This window comes from Streptomyces sp. NPDC019937 (assembly GCF_040631655.1).
Classification (GTDB): domain Bacteria; phylum Actinomycetota; class Actinomycetes; order Streptomycetales; family Streptomycetaceae; genus Streptomyces.
Genome location: NZ_JBEYAL010000004.1, coordinates 219,244 through 233,715 on the forward strand (window position 1 = coordinate 219,244; position 14,472 = coordinate 233,715).

The 14,472-nt window shown below is 70.8% G+C and carries 10 protein-coding genes; 5 read left to right on the plus strand and 5 right to left on the minus strand.

All coding sequences use genetic code 11. The annotated features are described in order from the left end of the window. The first annotated feature begins 14 nt into the window (after nt 1-14). Both ABZ562_RS05305 and ABZ562_RS05310 read left to right on the plus strand, forming a co-directional pair. Nucleotides 15-4,748, plus strand: a complete 4,734-nt coding sequence (locus ABZ562_RS05305) for an RHS repeat-associated core domain-containing protein (RefSeq protein ID WP_361474316.1) — start codon at nt 15-17, stop codon at nt 4,746-4,748. Next, nucleotides 4,745-5,422, plus strand: a complete 678-nt coding sequence (locus tag ABZ562_RS05310) for a histone-like nucleoid-structuring protein Lsr2 (protein ID WP_361474319.1) — start codon at nt 4,745-4,747, stop codon at nt 5,420-5,422. Before ABZ562_RS05305 ends, ABZ562_RS05310 begins: the two co-directional genes overlap by 4 nt. Before the next feature lie 23 nt (nt 5,423-5,445). On the opposite strand, the gene ABZ562_RS05315 is transcribed toward ABZ562_RS05310, so the two are convergent. From ABZ562_RS05315 to ABZ562_RS05335, 5 genes are all read right to left on the minus strand, one after another. Beyond that, nucleotides 5,446-6,075: a maleylpyruvate isomerase family mycothiol-dependent enzyme gene (locus ABZ562_RS05315; RefSeq protein WP_361474322.1), complete on the minus strand. Its 630-nt coding sequence runs from the start codon at nt 6,073-6,075 to the stop codon at nt 5,446-5,448. Nucleotides 6,076-6,163: 88 nt separating this feature from the next. Further along, nucleotides 6,164-6,712 carry a GNAT family N-acetyltransferase gene (locus ABZ562_RS05320; RefSeq protein WP_361474325.1) on the minus strand — a complete coding sequence of 183 codons (549 nt, stop codon included), beginning with the start codon at nt 6,710-6,712 and terminating at the stop codon, nt 6,164-6,166. Nucleotides 6,713-6,767: 55 nt separating this feature from the next. Beyond that, nucleotides 6,768-8,261, minus strand: coding sequence for a tripartite tricarboxylate transporter permease (locus tag ABZ562_RS05325; protein WP_361474328.1), 1,494 nt, complete (start codon nt 8,259-8,261; stop codon nt 6,768-6,770). 3 nt (nt 8,262-8,264) lie between these two features. Then, a complete protein-coding gene (locus tag ABZ562_RS05330; RefSeq protein WP_361474535.1) occupies nt 8,265-8,747 on the minus strand; it encodes a tripartite tricarboxylate transporter TctB family protein in 483 nt (160 codons plus the stop codon). A gap of 53 nt (nt 8,748-8,800) precedes the next feature. Next, nucleotides 8,801-9,796 carry a tripartite tricarboxylate transporter substrate-binding protein gene (locus ABZ562_RS05335; RefSeq protein ID WP_361474538.1) on the minus strand — a complete coding sequence of 332 codons (996 nt, stop codon included), beginning with the start codon at nt 9,794-9,796 and terminating at the stop codon, nt 8,801-8,803. A 159-nt stretch (nt 9,797-9,955) separates the two neighbouring features. Between ABZ562_RS05335 and ABZ562_RS05340 the strand changes: the two genes are divergently transcribed. The 3 genes from ABZ562_RS05340 to ABZ562_RS05350 all read left to right on the plus strand — a co-directional run bounded on the left by ABZ562_RS05340 (nt 9,956) and on the right by ABZ562_RS05350 (nt 14,466). Then, nucleotides 9,956-10,633: a response regulator gene (locus ABZ562_RS05340; RefSeq protein ID WP_361474331.1), complete on the plus strand. Its 678-nt coding sequence runs from the start codon at nt 9,956-9,958 to the stop codon at nt 10,631-10,633. Between the two features lie 105 nt (nt 10,634-10,738). Beyond that, entirely contained in the window at nt 10,739-12,892 is a 2,154-nt protein-coding gene (locus ABZ562_RS05345; RefSeq protein WP_361474334.1) for a hypothetical protein, read from the plus strand. Next, nucleotides 12,889-14,466 carry a hypothetical protein gene (locus tag ABZ562_RS05350; protein WP_361474337.1) on the plus strand — a complete coding sequence of 526 codons (1,578 nt, stop codon included), beginning with the start codon at nt 12,889-12,891 and terminating at the stop codon, nt 14,464-14,466. The genes ABZ562_RS05345 and ABZ562_RS05350 overlap by 4 nt, the downstream gene beginning before the upstream one ends. Nucleotides 14,467-14,472: the final 6 nt, after the last annotated feature.

A 14,472-nucleotide genomic window follows, 5' to 3' on the forward strand; every position in this document is an offset into this window, starting at 1 on the left:
GCACAATCGGGGGGATGGGCTACGTGGCCGTCACGGTGCCGGACTGGGCCGACACGCTGCTGGATGTGATCGGCGTTTCGTGGCCGAACATCGACGAGGACGCGTACCGCGACATGGCGGACTCGCTGCGGGAGTTCGCCGAAGACCTCGAGGACGACGGGCAGCTGGCCAACGGTCATGTGGAGCGGCTGCTGTCGTCGGGGTACGGGGAGGCGCTGGACGCGCTCAATCTCCATTGGGGCAAGGTCAAGGGCACCCACATCAAGGACATCGCGTCGGCGGCGCGCACGATCGCCGGTGCGCTGGACACGGCCGCGACGGCGGTCGAGGGGATGAAGGGCGCGGCCATCGTCCAGCTCGGGTATCTGGCCAGTGAGGCCGGTATCGCGCTGTCGCTGATCCCGGTGACCGGTGGTCTGTCGGCGCTGCTGGGTGCGGGGGCGATACGGGCGACGCAGGAGGCGGTGCGGCGCCTGATCAAGGAGTGCGCGGAGGAGGCGGTCGGCTACATCGTCGCGGCCCTGACCGAACCGGCCGTGGCCGCGCTGGAAAACCTTGCCGCCGACCTGGTGGTCCAAGTGGGCGCCACCGCCATGGGGTTGCGGGACGGCGTGGATCTGGGGCAGGCGCAGCAGGCGGGCAAGGAGGGCTTCAAGGACGGGGTGCAGGGAGCGAAGGAGGGCATGCACCTGGCCTCCGCGGGAGCCCCTGCTGGTGGCGGTGGCGGCAACGCCAAGGGCCTGCGCATCGACCACGGCGAGCACGACCACGCCTCCACCCAGCTCAGCGGCCTGAGCGTCAACTTCCATACCAAGACCGCCGGAAAGCTGAGCAAGGCGAAATCGCATCACGGTCGCACGCGTGGGCGGGACAGCATCGCGGAGGCCATCGACCCGGTCGCGGACAAGGCCATGGACGCCCTGGAGAAGGCGCTCAAGACCATGGGCGACCACGTCAGCACCAAGCTGCCCAAGGCCGTCAAGCAGATCTCCACCGACAACAAGAACAACGACATCGACATCGGCGCGACCTTCGGCAAGAAGAGGCGCGACGACGACGGCCGGCAAGCCCCCAAGGGCGGCAAGGGCGGCGCCTCCCACGTCAAACCCAACTCGCTGCGCGACGCCAAGGACGACCCGCGAGGCAAGGGCATCCCGCTCAACAAGCGGCGCTGCCTGACCGATCCGGTCGACCTGGCGTCGGGCGAGATGGTGCTGCCCCAGACGGACCTGGCCCTGCCCGGCGTGCTGCCCCTCGTCCTGCGGCGCACCCACATCTCCAGCTACCGCTACGGCCAATGGTTCGGCAGGAGCTGGGCCTCCACACTCGACGAGCGCATCGAACTCGACCCGCTTGGTGGCGGCGCCATCTGGGCCCGTGAGGACGGCTCGCTCCTGGTCTACCCACGCCTGCCACGTCCGCAGGACCCCGAGCCGGTCATGCCGCTGGAAGGGCCACGGCTGCCGCTGTCGTTCGGCGAGGAGAGCAACGCCGAGACCAGCTATCGCATCACCGACCCGGACACCGGGCTGACCAGGTGGTTCACGGGCAGCCCCTACAGCGCGTCCATCGCCTACTGGCTCAGCGAAATCGAGGACCGCAACAACAACCGGATCGCCTTCGACCGCCGCGGTGACGGCTCCCCGATCGCCGTCACGCACGACGGCGGCTACCAGGCGCTGCTGAACGTCCAGGACAGCCGAATACGCGAACTCGCCCTGCGCACCCCAGACGGTCCGGTCACCGTCATGACCTACGGCTACGACGAGCAGGGCAACCTCGACGCGGTCACCAACTCCAGCGGCCTGCCGCTGCGGTTCACCTACGACCCGGACGGCCGCATCACCTCATGGACCGACCGCAACAACTCCACCTACCAGTACCTCTACGACACGGCAGGACGCATCGCCCGCACCACCGGCCCGGACGGATACCTCTCCTCCGCCTTCACCTACGACACCGAGGCGCGGACAACCCACTACACCGACTCCACGGGCGCGACGAGCGTTTACCAGCTCAACGAACGACTGCAGGTCGTCGCTGAAACCGACCCGCTGGGCGCGACCACTCGCTTCGAGTTCGACCTCTACGACAGGCTCCTGGCGCAGACCGACGCCCTCGGCCACACCACCCGCCTCGAACGCGACACCCACGGTTGCGTCGTCGGCCTGATCGCCCCCGACGGGGTGCGCACCACGGCCACGTACAACGCCTTGCGCCTGCCGATCGAGGTCATCGAGCGCGGCGGCATCCAGCACGGTTACGTCTACGACGACCGCGGCAACCTCACGGCATCCATCGAGCCGACAGGAGCGCGGACCGAGTACGAGTTCAACCACCGCGGACACCTGACCGCCCTACGCAACGCGGTCGGCGACGTCACCCGGTTCGCCACGAACCGGGCCGGTCTCCCCATGCACATCACCGCACCGGACGGCACAACGGCCACCTGCAGCCGGGATCCCTTCGGCCGCATCACCACCGTCACCGACGCCCTGGGCGGCAGCGTGCGCCAGGAGTGGACCGTCGAAGGGAAGCCCGCTTGGCGTGAGTTGGCCGACGGCACCCGTGAAGTGTGGACATGGGACGGCGAAGGCAACCTTCTGACGCACACCGACCGCATGGGCCGGACCACCGCGCAGACGGTCACCCACTTCGACCGCGCCGCCACCACCCAGGCCCAGGACGGGGGTACCTACCAGTACACCCACGACACGGAGCTGCGCCTGACGAAGGTCACCAACCCGCAGGGACTGGAGTGGCAGTACACCTATGACGCGGCGGGTCGCCTGATAGCGGAGACGGACTTCGACGGCCGCACCCTCTCCTACGAGCACGACGCCGTTGGCCGCCTGGTACGCCGCACCAATGCCGCCGGACAGAGCCTGACCTACCAACGCGATGTCCTCGGCCGGGTCACCGGGCTCCAGCACGACGACGGCTCCCTCTCCTCCATCGCTTACGACGAGACCGGCCACGTCCGCGAGATCACGAACCCCCACGCCCGCATCACACTCGACCATGACCGGGCTGGACGCGTGGTCGCCGAGACCGTCAACGGCCGCACCCTCACCCTCGCCTACGACGCACTCGGCCGCCGCACCCACCGGCGCACCCCGTCCGGAGCCGACAGCACCCTCGCGTACACCCACAGTGGGCTGGCCGCCTACACGGCCGGGGACCACACCTTCCACTTCGACCGGGACCCCCTGGGACGTGAGACCGCACGCCACCTGGACAACGGTCTCGCTCTCCGCCAGGACTGGGATCCGGTGGGCCGGCTCGTCCACCAGAAGGTCAGCACCACCGAGGCCGACCTTCTGGAGCGGGCCTTCACCTACCAGGCCGATGGCGCTCCCGTCGCCATCGACGACAGCCTCTCGGGCCGCCGCACCTACACGCTCGACGCGGCAAGCCGAATCACCGCGGTCCAAGCGCGCGGGTGGAGTGAGCAGTACGCGTACAACACCGCCGGCGACCAGACCCATACCGCGCTGCCCGCACGCGCACCGGGCCAGGAGAGCGCCGGCGACCGGGTCTACGACGGCACGCGCCTCACCCGCGCCGGGCGGACCCGGTACGGCTATGACGCACAGGGCCGCATCACATTACGCCAGATGACCACCCTCAGCGGCAAGCGTCTCACCTGGCACTTCACATGGGATGCCGAGGACCGGCTCACCCACGTCGAGGCCCCTGGCGGGGTCCGGTGGCGCTATGTCTACGACGCGACCGGCCGCCGGATCGGTAAACGCCGTCTGGACGACGAAGGCAGAACCGTCGAGGCCATGGACTACTGCTGGGACGGGGCCCAGCTGGCCGAGCAGCGCACGGACGACACCACGCTCGTCTGGGACTACACCGGGCTGCGACCGCTGGCACAGCGCGAGCGGAAGACCGACAGCGAGCAGCGGGAGATCGATCGCCGGTTCTTCGCGATCGTCAGCGATCTGTCCGGGAGTCCCACCGAACTCCTCGCCCCTGACGGTTCCCTCGCCTGGCGGACCCGCGCTACCGCGTGGGGCGCCACCCAGCGGAGCCGTGGCAGCACCGCCTACACCCCCTTGCGCTGGCCCGGCCAGTACTTCGACGCCGAAACGGGCCTGCACTACAACGTCAACCGCTACTACGACCCCGGCCTGGGCCGGTACATCACCCCCGACCCACTCGGCCTCGCCCCCGCGGCCAACCACTACGCCTACGTCGCCAACCCCTTAACCCTGATCGACCCGCTCGGTCTCGCCGGATGCGAGGCCGACCCCACGTGGGGCGGGCGCGTGCAGTTCGTCCGGGAAGACGGCACGAAGCGTCCCTTCGAGATGCATGCAACCATTACTCGGGACATGCTCGACGAAGGGACCGACGCAAGAAATTCACTAAGGCCACCCGGTTTTATCCACGGCGACGAGGGTCACGCGCGTGGGCACATGCTGGCGAACAGGCTCGGCGGATCCGGAGACACTCTGGATAATTTGTTCACCATCACGCAGAATCCCACCAACACTCCCGATATGTCAAAGGTGGAGGATGCGATATACCGTGCTGTGGCGGGCGACCCAGCTCGCGGCATCCCCGGCCAGATCGTCCAGTACAGCGTCTATCTTGAGTACACAGACGACAAGAAGGACTCTGTTCCCAAGTGGATCACTATGGAGGCAGACGGGGACGGCGGATTCCATATCCGCGCCGATTTCGAGAACCCTGATCACACGGAACAACAGCACCGACGTCGCCTAGGGACTCCGTGAACGCCATCAACGCACTCACCCGACTCTGCCCACCACCTGCCGATCGGCCACTCCCGATCGACTGGGACACCGTCGAAGCCGCCCTCGGATTGAGGCTGCCTACCGATTACAAGCAGCTCGCGGGCACATACGGCACCGGCAGGTTCGCCGACTTCCTCCACGTCTACCACCCGCACGGCCACACCGAATACGTCGACCTCACCGGCCCCATGCCCGCCAGGATCAGAGAGCAGCTGCAACTCGACTACGACCGGGGCACCTATCCTGTGCCGTACGATCCGCGTTACCTCTTCACCATGGGTGTCACCGACAACGGTAACTATCTCTTCTGGATCGCCGATCCAAATGATGCCCCTGACGCCTGGCGTATTGCCGTGAACGAGGCGCGTGGACCGAGGTGGTTCACCTTCGACGGGACGATTACCGAATTCCTTTTCTCCGTCCTGAGTGGGGAAACGACCGTCCCGCAGTTCCCCGATGACCTCCTTGACGAACCAGTCGGATTCACCCGCGCAACACCAAGCGCCCGGCAGCCCACGCAGACCCCGCCCAAGTCCTCCGTCGACCTTGAGGTCATCCGGGAGTGGGGCCGCGCCAACGGCTACAAGGTGCCCTTTCGCGGGCGTGTCCCTGCGGAAGTCCGCGAGGCCTGGGAGCGAGCCCACCCCTCCTGAAACCGCAAGTGTCGAACTTGTCCTCAGGCGGTGACGAATCGGCCGCCGGCTTCGCCGTGGAGGTGGCCCGGCGGAAGCTTGCGGCCGTAGGCGACCAGCAGGAGGTGCTGGGCGGCGCCGGTCAGGGGAGTTCCGGTGCCGTAGGACCAGTCGAGGTCGTCGGCGCGGAGTTGGACGCCGGCGAGGTCGGCGCCGAAGAACGTCAGGGTTCTGGGGGCGATGGCCGCCAGGAGGGGGCGCAGGCGGGCCTCCGGGACCCGGCGGTCCAGGCCCAGCGCGACCGTGATGTCCAGGCCGTGGATCACGTCGTGGCCCAGCGCCGCAGTGATACCGCCGACCGGGGGCTTCCACGGGTGGTGGGCGTTGTCGCGCAGGTACGCGGCCAGCTGGTCCGTCGAGGCGGTGGCCGCGTCCGCGCGGGCGAGGCGGTCGGTCATCCGGTGCAGGCTGCCGCGCGCCTTGAGGAGTTCGAGCAGGGTGCGGGGCAGCGGGTAGCGGAATCCCTGCGACATGTGCGCCGCCACCTCCCGGACCCGCCACCCGGCGCACAGTGAGGGGGCGTCCCACTGCGCGGGGGTGAGGGTGTCCAACAGGTCGGCCAGCTCCTGCCGTTCGGCCGCGATCGCGTCCCTGACGTTCCCCGTGGTCTCCATGAATGTCAGAGTGACGGCCGCCGGGACCATACGTCCAAGAGCTGGTTCTTCTGGTGGGCAGAAGCGCGGGGTATGGGGCCCGTTCCGCTCACGCGGTGGTCGGCTTGTGCATCCGCCAGATCACATCGACTCCCACCTCGCCGGGGGCGGCCGGGCCGCCGGGGACCTGGTGACGTGCGGCCTCGGTGAAGCCCAGGCGGCGCGGGATGGCGGCGCTGGGCCCGTTGGCCTCGTCGTGGACGATCTCGAGCCGGTCGATCCCCGGCAGTGCGAACCCTTGCTGGACCAGCGCCGCCACCGCCAGCGTGGCCAGGCCCCGGCCGGTCCACGCGGGGTGGAGCCAGTAGCCGATGTCGAGCCCGCCGGGACCGATCCGGCGTGCGAGCCCGCAACTGCCGACCACCGTGTCTTCTGTGACGATGGCGTAGCCGTAGACCTCGCCCGCATCCCACTCCCTCTCGCTCCGCTCCAGGTACGCGGCCGTCTGCTGCCGCTCCTGGACGGCGGCCCAGGGCATCCACGGTGTGAGGTGATCAAGCGATTCCTCGATCGCCCGGCGCAAGGGCTCGAGGTCGCGCGCACGCCAACGGCGCAGTTCGACGGGGCCGTTGCGGAGGGTTTCGGCAGGGTGTCCCATGCTCGGGGATGCTGCCCCGGCCCGCTCCGCGGAGCAAGGCCGGGACGTCGGCACCTCAGGCTCCCGTCCTCGCCACCGGGAGCAGCTTCCGGATCGCCGGCCAGGCCACGATCAGGGCGATCACCACGTACACGGTCACCGCGAACGGCGTGTTGACCAGGCCCGTGAGGCTGCCGTCGCTGATCTGGAGCGCGCGGCGCAGCTGGAGTTCCGCGCCGGGGCCGAGGATGACGCCGATGACGGCGGGCAGGACGGGGAGTCCGTAGCGCCGCATCAGCAGGCCCAGCAGGCCGATGATGAGCAGGATGACCAGGTCCAGCGGCTCGCCGCCGACCGCGTACGCGCCGACGGCCGCGAAGAAGAGGATGCCCGCGTACAGGTAGGGGCGGGGGATGCGGAGCAGCTTGGCCCAGACCGGGGCCAGGGGCAGGTTGAGGACGATCAGCAGGCCCATGGCGATGAAGAGGGAGGCGATGAGTCCCCAGACGAGGTCCGGTTCGCGTTCGAAGAGCAGCGGGCCGGGCTGGATGCCGTACTGCTGGAACGCGGCCAGCATCACCGCGGCGACGGCGGTGGTGGGCAGGCCGAGGGTGAGCATGGAGACGAGCGTGCCCGCGGCGGACGCGGAGGCCGCCGACTCGGGGCCCGCGACGCCCTCGATGGCGCCCTTGCCGAACTCGTCGCGGTGCTTGGAGAGCCGCTTCTCCGTGACGTAGGAGAGGAAGGTGGGGATTTCGGCGCCGCCCGCGGGGATCGCGCCGAAGGGGAAGCCGATGGCGGGGCCGCGCAGCCAGGGGCGCCAGGTGCGGCGCAGTTCGGCCTTGCCGAGCCAGGGGCGGCCGACGGGGATGGGCTGGTCGGGGCGGGTGCGCAGGTGCAGGGCCACCCACAGCGCCTCACCGATGGCGAAGAGCCCGACGGCGACGATCACGACGTCGATGCCGTCGGCGAGTTGCAGCGAACCGAAGGTGAGTCGCTGCTGCCCGGTGAGCCGGTCCAGGCCGACGAGGCCGAGGGTGAGGCCGATGAGCAGGGAGGCGAAGCCGCGGATGCGGGAGCTGCCGAGGACGGAGGTCACGGCGACGAACGCCAGGACCATGATGGCGAAGTAGTCGGGGGCGCCGATGTCGACGGCGAGGTCGGCGACGGTCGGGGCGAGGAAGACCAGCAGCGTCGTGCCGATCATGCCGCCCGCGAAGTGCCCGATGGCGGCGGCGGCGAGGGCCTGCGCGCCGCGCCCGGACTTGGCCATGGGATGGCCTTCCATGGCGGCGACCACGGCCGCCGTCTCGCCCGGGGTGTTGAGCAGGATGGAGGTGGTGGAGCCGCCGAACATGCCGCCGTAGTAGATGCCCGCGAACATGATGAACGCGGCCGTGGGATCGAGCCCGTACGTGACGGGCAGCAGCAGCGCGACCGCCATCGCCGGGCCGATGCCGGGCAGGACGCCGATCGCGGTGCCCAGGAGCACACCGACGGCCGCCCACAGCAGGTTGATGGGGGAGAGGGCGGTGCCGAATCCGTCGAGGAGGTGGTTCAGGGAATCCATCGGTCAGAGCACCCCCATCAGCGGGCCGCCGGGCAGCGGCACCGCGAGCAGCCGGTCGAAGACGAAGAAGGTGGCCACGGACAGGACCGCCGCGACGATCGGGTCACGGTGGAAGGAGCGGCTGCCCAGCGCGTACGCGGAGCCCCAGAAGAGCAGCGCGCCGGAGACGGGGAAGCCGAGGGGCTGGATGAGGACGGCGTTGCCGAGGAAGACCCCGGTGAGGAGGAGCACGGTGCGCCAGTCGCCGGGCGCGCTCAGGTCGATGTCCTCGCCGCCCTCGGCCTCGCCCCGCCCGCCGCGCAGCACGTCCACGGCGAGCAGGACGGCGACGAGGAGGAGCCCCGCGCCGACCACGAGCGGCACGGTCTTGGGGCCGACCGGGCCGCGCTGGGTGAAGCCGGCGTCCATGGTGAGGGCGTCGGAGAGGACGAGGACGCCGAGGACGAGCAGCAGCGCGCAGACGCCGAGTTCGGAGCGGCCGCGCAGGCGCTCGGCGAGCGTGGGGCTGCCGGGGGTGTCGGGGGTGTCGGCGGTGTCGGTCACAGGCCCAGCTCCTTCAGCACGGTGTCCACGCGCTTGTCCTGCGCGTCCAGGAAGCGCCCGAAGTCCTCGCCCGGCAGATAGGCGTCGGTCCACTGGTTGCGCTCGACGGCGTCCTTCCACTCCTTCGAGGCGTGCAGCTTCGCGATCAGGCCGGTGAGCTTGTCGCGTTCGCTGTCGCTCAGGCCGGGCGGGGCGACGATGCCGCGCCAGTTGGTGAACGTCACGTCCAGCCCGGATTCCTTGAGCGTCGGCGCGTCGAGCCCCTTCGGCCGCTCGGCGCTGGTGACCGCGAGCACCCGGAGATCGCCGGACTTGATCTGGTCGAGGTATTCGCCGATGCCCGAGACGCCGAAGGCGACTTTGCCGCCGAGGACGGAGGCGAGGAGTTCGCCGCCCCCGTCGTAGGCGATGTAGTTGACGGTCTTCGGGGCGATCCCGGCGGCCTTGGCCATGAGCATGGGGGCCAGATGGTCCGGCCCGCCGGGCGAGGAGCCGCCGCCCACCGGGAGCGAGTGGGGCTTCCCGCGCCAGTCCGCGAGGAGCTGCTCGAAGGTCCGGTACTTGGAGTTCTTGGCGACGACCACGATGTCCGGCTCCTCCGTGAGCCGGGCCACGGGCGTGGTGTCGGCGAGCGAGGAGGGCGCGTGGTTGGTGTGGACGGCGCCGACGACGCCCAGCCCCATCGACATCGCGAGCTTTCCGTTGCCGCGCTCGGCCACGAGCTGGCTCAGCCCGACCGTGCCGCCGGCGCCGGGGAGGTTGAAGACCTCGATGTTGCTGGCGAGGTCGGCGTCCTCGGCGCTCTTGGCGGCCGTACGGGCGGTGATGTCGTAGCCGCCGCCGGGAGTGTTGGGCACCATGAAGCGCAGGCCCGGTATGTGGGTACCGCCCGCGGAGCCGTCCCCGGAGCTGAGCAGTGGCGGGGCGAGGAGGACGAGCAGGGCCGCCGAGAGCACGGCCAGCGGGGTACGCAGGGCAGAAGGCAGCGGCAGACTCGGACGCTGTCGCACCTGGTGACACCACCTTTCGGACTTGCCTGTGAGGTGCGCCACATGTTGCCTATGGGTTACCGGGCTGTCTCGCTTCCGGTATTAAAAGATTTTGTGGTCGTTGTGGTCGCACGAAGGGGTCGCGAGAAAGGGGGCCGGTCGGTGACGACAGTGCTGGTCGTCGAGGACGACTTCATGGTCGCCAAGCTGCACAGCCGCTATGTGGCGGCCACGGACGGCTTCACCGTCGTCGGGGTCGCGCACACCGGGGCCGAGGCGCTGCGCGCCGCCGATGAGCTGCGCCCCGACCTCGTGCTCCTCGACATCTATCTGCCGGACATGGACGGCATCGGCGTGCTGCGCGAGCTGCGCGCGAGGGAGGACGGCGGGCACCACGTGGACGCCCTGTTCGTGACGGCCGCCAAGGACGCGCATCTCGTGCGGGAGGCGCTGCGCGCGGGGGCGCTGCACTACCTGATCAAGCCGTTCGACCGGGCCGCGCTCCAGGACCAGCTGCGGCACGCGGCGGCCCTGCGCGCCCGGCTCGACACCCTCGGCGAGGCACGGCAGGAGGACGTGGACCAGATCTTCGGCGGGCGCCCGCGCGCCTCCCGCGAGCTGCCCAAGGGGCTGGCCTCGCACACCGCCGACCTCGTCGAGCGGACCCTGCGGGCCCACGCCGACGGGCTGTCCGCCGCCGAATGCGCCGAGGTGGGCGCCTTTTCGCGGGTGAGCGCGCGCCGCTATCTGGAGTACTTCGCCGATACGGGCCAGGCCGAGGTCACCCTGCGCTACGGCGGCACGGGCCGCCCCGAGCACCGCTACCGCTGGATCGCCTGACACGCCCTGAGCCCTGGTATAGGCGGGCGTTCCCCGGGTATAGCGGGGGAAGGGCGAGCCACGGGGGGCACGATGGGGAGCGGCCTGTACAACCTCAGTCGGGTCATGGACACGCTGGCTCCCGCGCTGCTCGGGATGCCGCCGGGCGGCGGGCCGTGGGGGAAGCGCACGTTTCCGGCGGGCGAACCGGTGGTGGAGATCGTCGGCGGCCGGGCCACCGGCAAGACGGCGCTGCTGGACGCGCTGTACGACGGCTACCACGCCTCGGTGCCCACGGCCCGGGTGGACCTGGGGGAGGCCCCGTACTCGGCCGACGATCCGGGGGACCGGGCCCGGCTGGACACCGCGAACGCGTCCCCGGTGACCAATCTGCTCTTCACCGTCTCCCACCAGCTCGGCTACGAACGCGACGGCAGCAAGCACACCCTGACCTTCCCCCGGCTCGCGCCCGCGCTGCTGGTGATCAGCGCGTGGCGGCCGGAGTCCCGCGACCGCGACGCGCGCGACCGCGACGCCCCGCACCGTGACTCTCCGCACCGTGACGACGTGGCGCCCGCCGATCTGGTCGCGGCGGAGGAGGAGTTGGGGGACATCCTCGCGCAGCGCAACCCCGACCCGCAGGCGCGGAAGGTGGTCGTCGGGCGGTGGCTGAACGCGCTGGGTGGGGTCGTGGCGGGGCTGCTGCCCGGGGTGCCGGGGCTCCAGGAGGTGCTGAGCGCCGCCACCGACACCCTGCTCGCCCGGAGCGACGACGGCCGGGACGGCTCGTCGTGGTGGCGCTCCCACCTGGACCGTATCGACGGCGACGCCGTGCAGCGGCTGTTCGCGCTGGTGCGGAAGTTCCGCCGAGGGGGAGCGGCCCGGGCCGAGGTGGAGGCCGATCTGATCGCCGCCCTGCTGGCGGACATCAACGGCGCGTACGGCCCCTGGAAGCGCAGGACCCAGCATCCGCCGCTGATCCTGCTGGACAACGTGGACGAGGCACTGCGCGAGCGCTTCCTCGACCCGTTCGTCGACCGGTACGCGCGGGACAGCGGGGGGTGGCGCGGGCGCGGGCGGATCATGCTTCCGGTCGTCTTCGCCACCTCGCTCGGGGACGGCTCGGCCCCGCCGTCCCTCACCACCGACGCGCCCCCGTGGACGAAGCCGGAGCGGTGCCCGCCGCGCGTGTGGCTGCTGCGGCTCGGCATCCCCAAGGTCGACGACACGGAGATCCGTTCGATGCTCGGCGACGCCGCGTACCCGCCGTCGCTGCCCGATGTCATCGCCCGGCTGAGCGGCGGGCGCACGGGCGACGCCCTGCTGCTCGCCGGGGCCGCGACCGCGCGGCTGGACGAGCCGGGCCCCTTCCCCCTCGACCGGCTGCTGTCCCTTGCCGTCCCCGGCTCGGCCGAGCCGGTGGGCGCGCGGTTGCTGGAGCGGCTGCTGCCGGAGGCGGACATACGGGAGGAGGTGCTGCGGATCGCGCCCGCGCTGGACGCGGAGGCCGCGGCGCGGCTGCTCCGGGCCGACCGGGCCGCGCTGCCCGGCATCAGCCCCGAACTGCGCGTCAGACGGCTGCGGGACGCCACCTTGGAGCGGCCGCACTGGGACCACCGGCCCTGGCCGACGGGGCACTCCGAGCGGACGCCGCTGATCACCGACCGGGCGCTGCGCGCGCTGCTGCTGCATCGCCTCAGAACCGGGGCCGACGAGGCGCGCTGGACCGGCCTGCACGCGTTGTCGGCCGCCCGTTACAACGACGGGGACGTGCGGTCGGACGAATCCGACCGGCACGACCGGCGCTATCTGCACCACGCGCTCGCCCAGGGCCGCATCGACACCCTGGTGGTGCGGGCGATGCACTACCGGTATCTGCACCGCACCCCCGCCGAGTGGCTGGGCGACCTCAATCTGATCGCGGCCGCGCCCCCGGCGTGGGCCGGTTTCGCCCCCGGGGACCCGCCTGACGACGCTCCCGGCTGCGCGTCCTGCGAGCCCGGCGCCGATCAGCGGGTCCATGCCGCGATCCGGCTGCTGCTGGCCACCGTATGGCGGCTGTCCGCGCCGCTGTCGGCGGTGCCGCCGAGCTACCGGGACGCCGACCTGGTGCATGTGCGGACCGCTCTGGAAGCGCTGTGCTCCGACTACGGCAACAGCCCGCGCCGCCAGCGGGCGTACAACGCGTACGTCGACGCCATCGCCGACGGCGGCTGGATCGACGCCCTGGTCAGCGGGGTGCAGGCCCCTGATCTTCCAGTCAAGGGAAGTAGCCGATGATCCACGCCCTGACCCACGCCCTGGCCCGTCCCTTCAGAGCCGTCCGGAGCCGGCACTCCGCCCTTCCGCCGATCCGCCGGGTCCTGAACTGGCTGCTGGTGGGGCTGGCCGTGGGCGGTCTGGTGGCGGTCGGCATCGTCACGCTGACACCCGACCGCTCGTGCGGCGCCGGGGTCGACAAGCGCCCGGGCGACCAGGAGTGCACGGGCGTCACCGACGGCGGCTACTCCTTCATGGCCGAACTGGGCCCGGTCTCGGACCGCATCAAGGCCGAGAACAGCAAGGTCACCAAGAGCGGCAAGGCGTACGCCACCATCGCCCTGATGATCCCGATGACGTTCACGAAGGACGACGTGGCGGAGCGGGCCCAGGTGGTGCGGGAGGTCCAGGGCGCCTATCTCGCCCAGTACCGGGCGAACCACGAGAGCGGCGACGAGCCGTCGATCCGCCTGGTGCTCGCCAACCCCGGCCGCGACATGACCCGTTGGAAGGAGGTGTCCGACCAGCTCGCGGGGATGGCGCACTCCGGGAAGGACCGGCTGCGCGCGGTGTTCGGGTTCAACCTCAGCGTCACCCGGACCGAACAGACCATCGCCTATCTGACCAGGGAGAAGGGCATCGCGGTCGTGGGCGGCCCGATCACCGCGGACGATCTGGGCAACGACCGGGAGCACCCCCGGAGATACCCCGGCCTCGCGAAGATCGTTCCGTCCAACCGCGACCAGGCGCGGGCGCTCACCCACCATCTGAAGGTGAAGCCCCGGGACACCTTCCTGGTGGAGGACACCCACGCGGACGACCTCTACGCGAGGTCGCTGCGCGCCGCCTTCCGCGCGGAGACCACGGGAACGCCGTACTCCGAGCAGTACGACTCCTCGAAGGCCATCCCGAACGACTTCGTCCAGATGGTCAACAACCTCTGTGACTCCCGGGCCACCACCATCTACTTCTCCGGCCGCCCGCCCGCGCTCGCCCAGCTGATCAGGGCCCTGGGCAAGCGCGGCTGCGCGGACCAGCACTACCGCGTGGTCACGGTCTCGGGCGCGTCGACGCTGGCGTACGACCCGGCGATGGACTGGGACGCCTTCTCCTACGGCGCCGGGCTGACCGTCGAGTACGCGACCATCACCCACGAGAGCGCCTGGACCACCGGCAACCCGCCCGCGACGGGCGGTTCGGCCGCCGACTTCCGGGCCCTCAGCACCCTCGTCGGCGGCGGTGGCAAGTCCTCGGCGGTCGGCGACATCGGCCCGACCGGGCTCGCCGACGGCCGGACGATCACCACCTACGACTCCGCGATGACGGCCATCGCGGGCATCCGCAACCGCACCACCACCAAGGGGCAGGTGCCGGACCTGGACTCCATCGCGGCGGCGTGGCCACGGCTGCACGGGGACCAGATGGTGCGCGGGGCCGGCGGCTGGATCTGCCTCAACGGGTACGGGACGCCGTACGACAAGGCGGTGGCCATCGTGAAGCTGTCGCCCAGGAAGGACCGGCACATCGAGTTCGAGAAGCTGGCCTGGCCGGACGGCCACCCGCCCGCCGAACAGTGCACGGCCGCACCGGACTGAGACCGC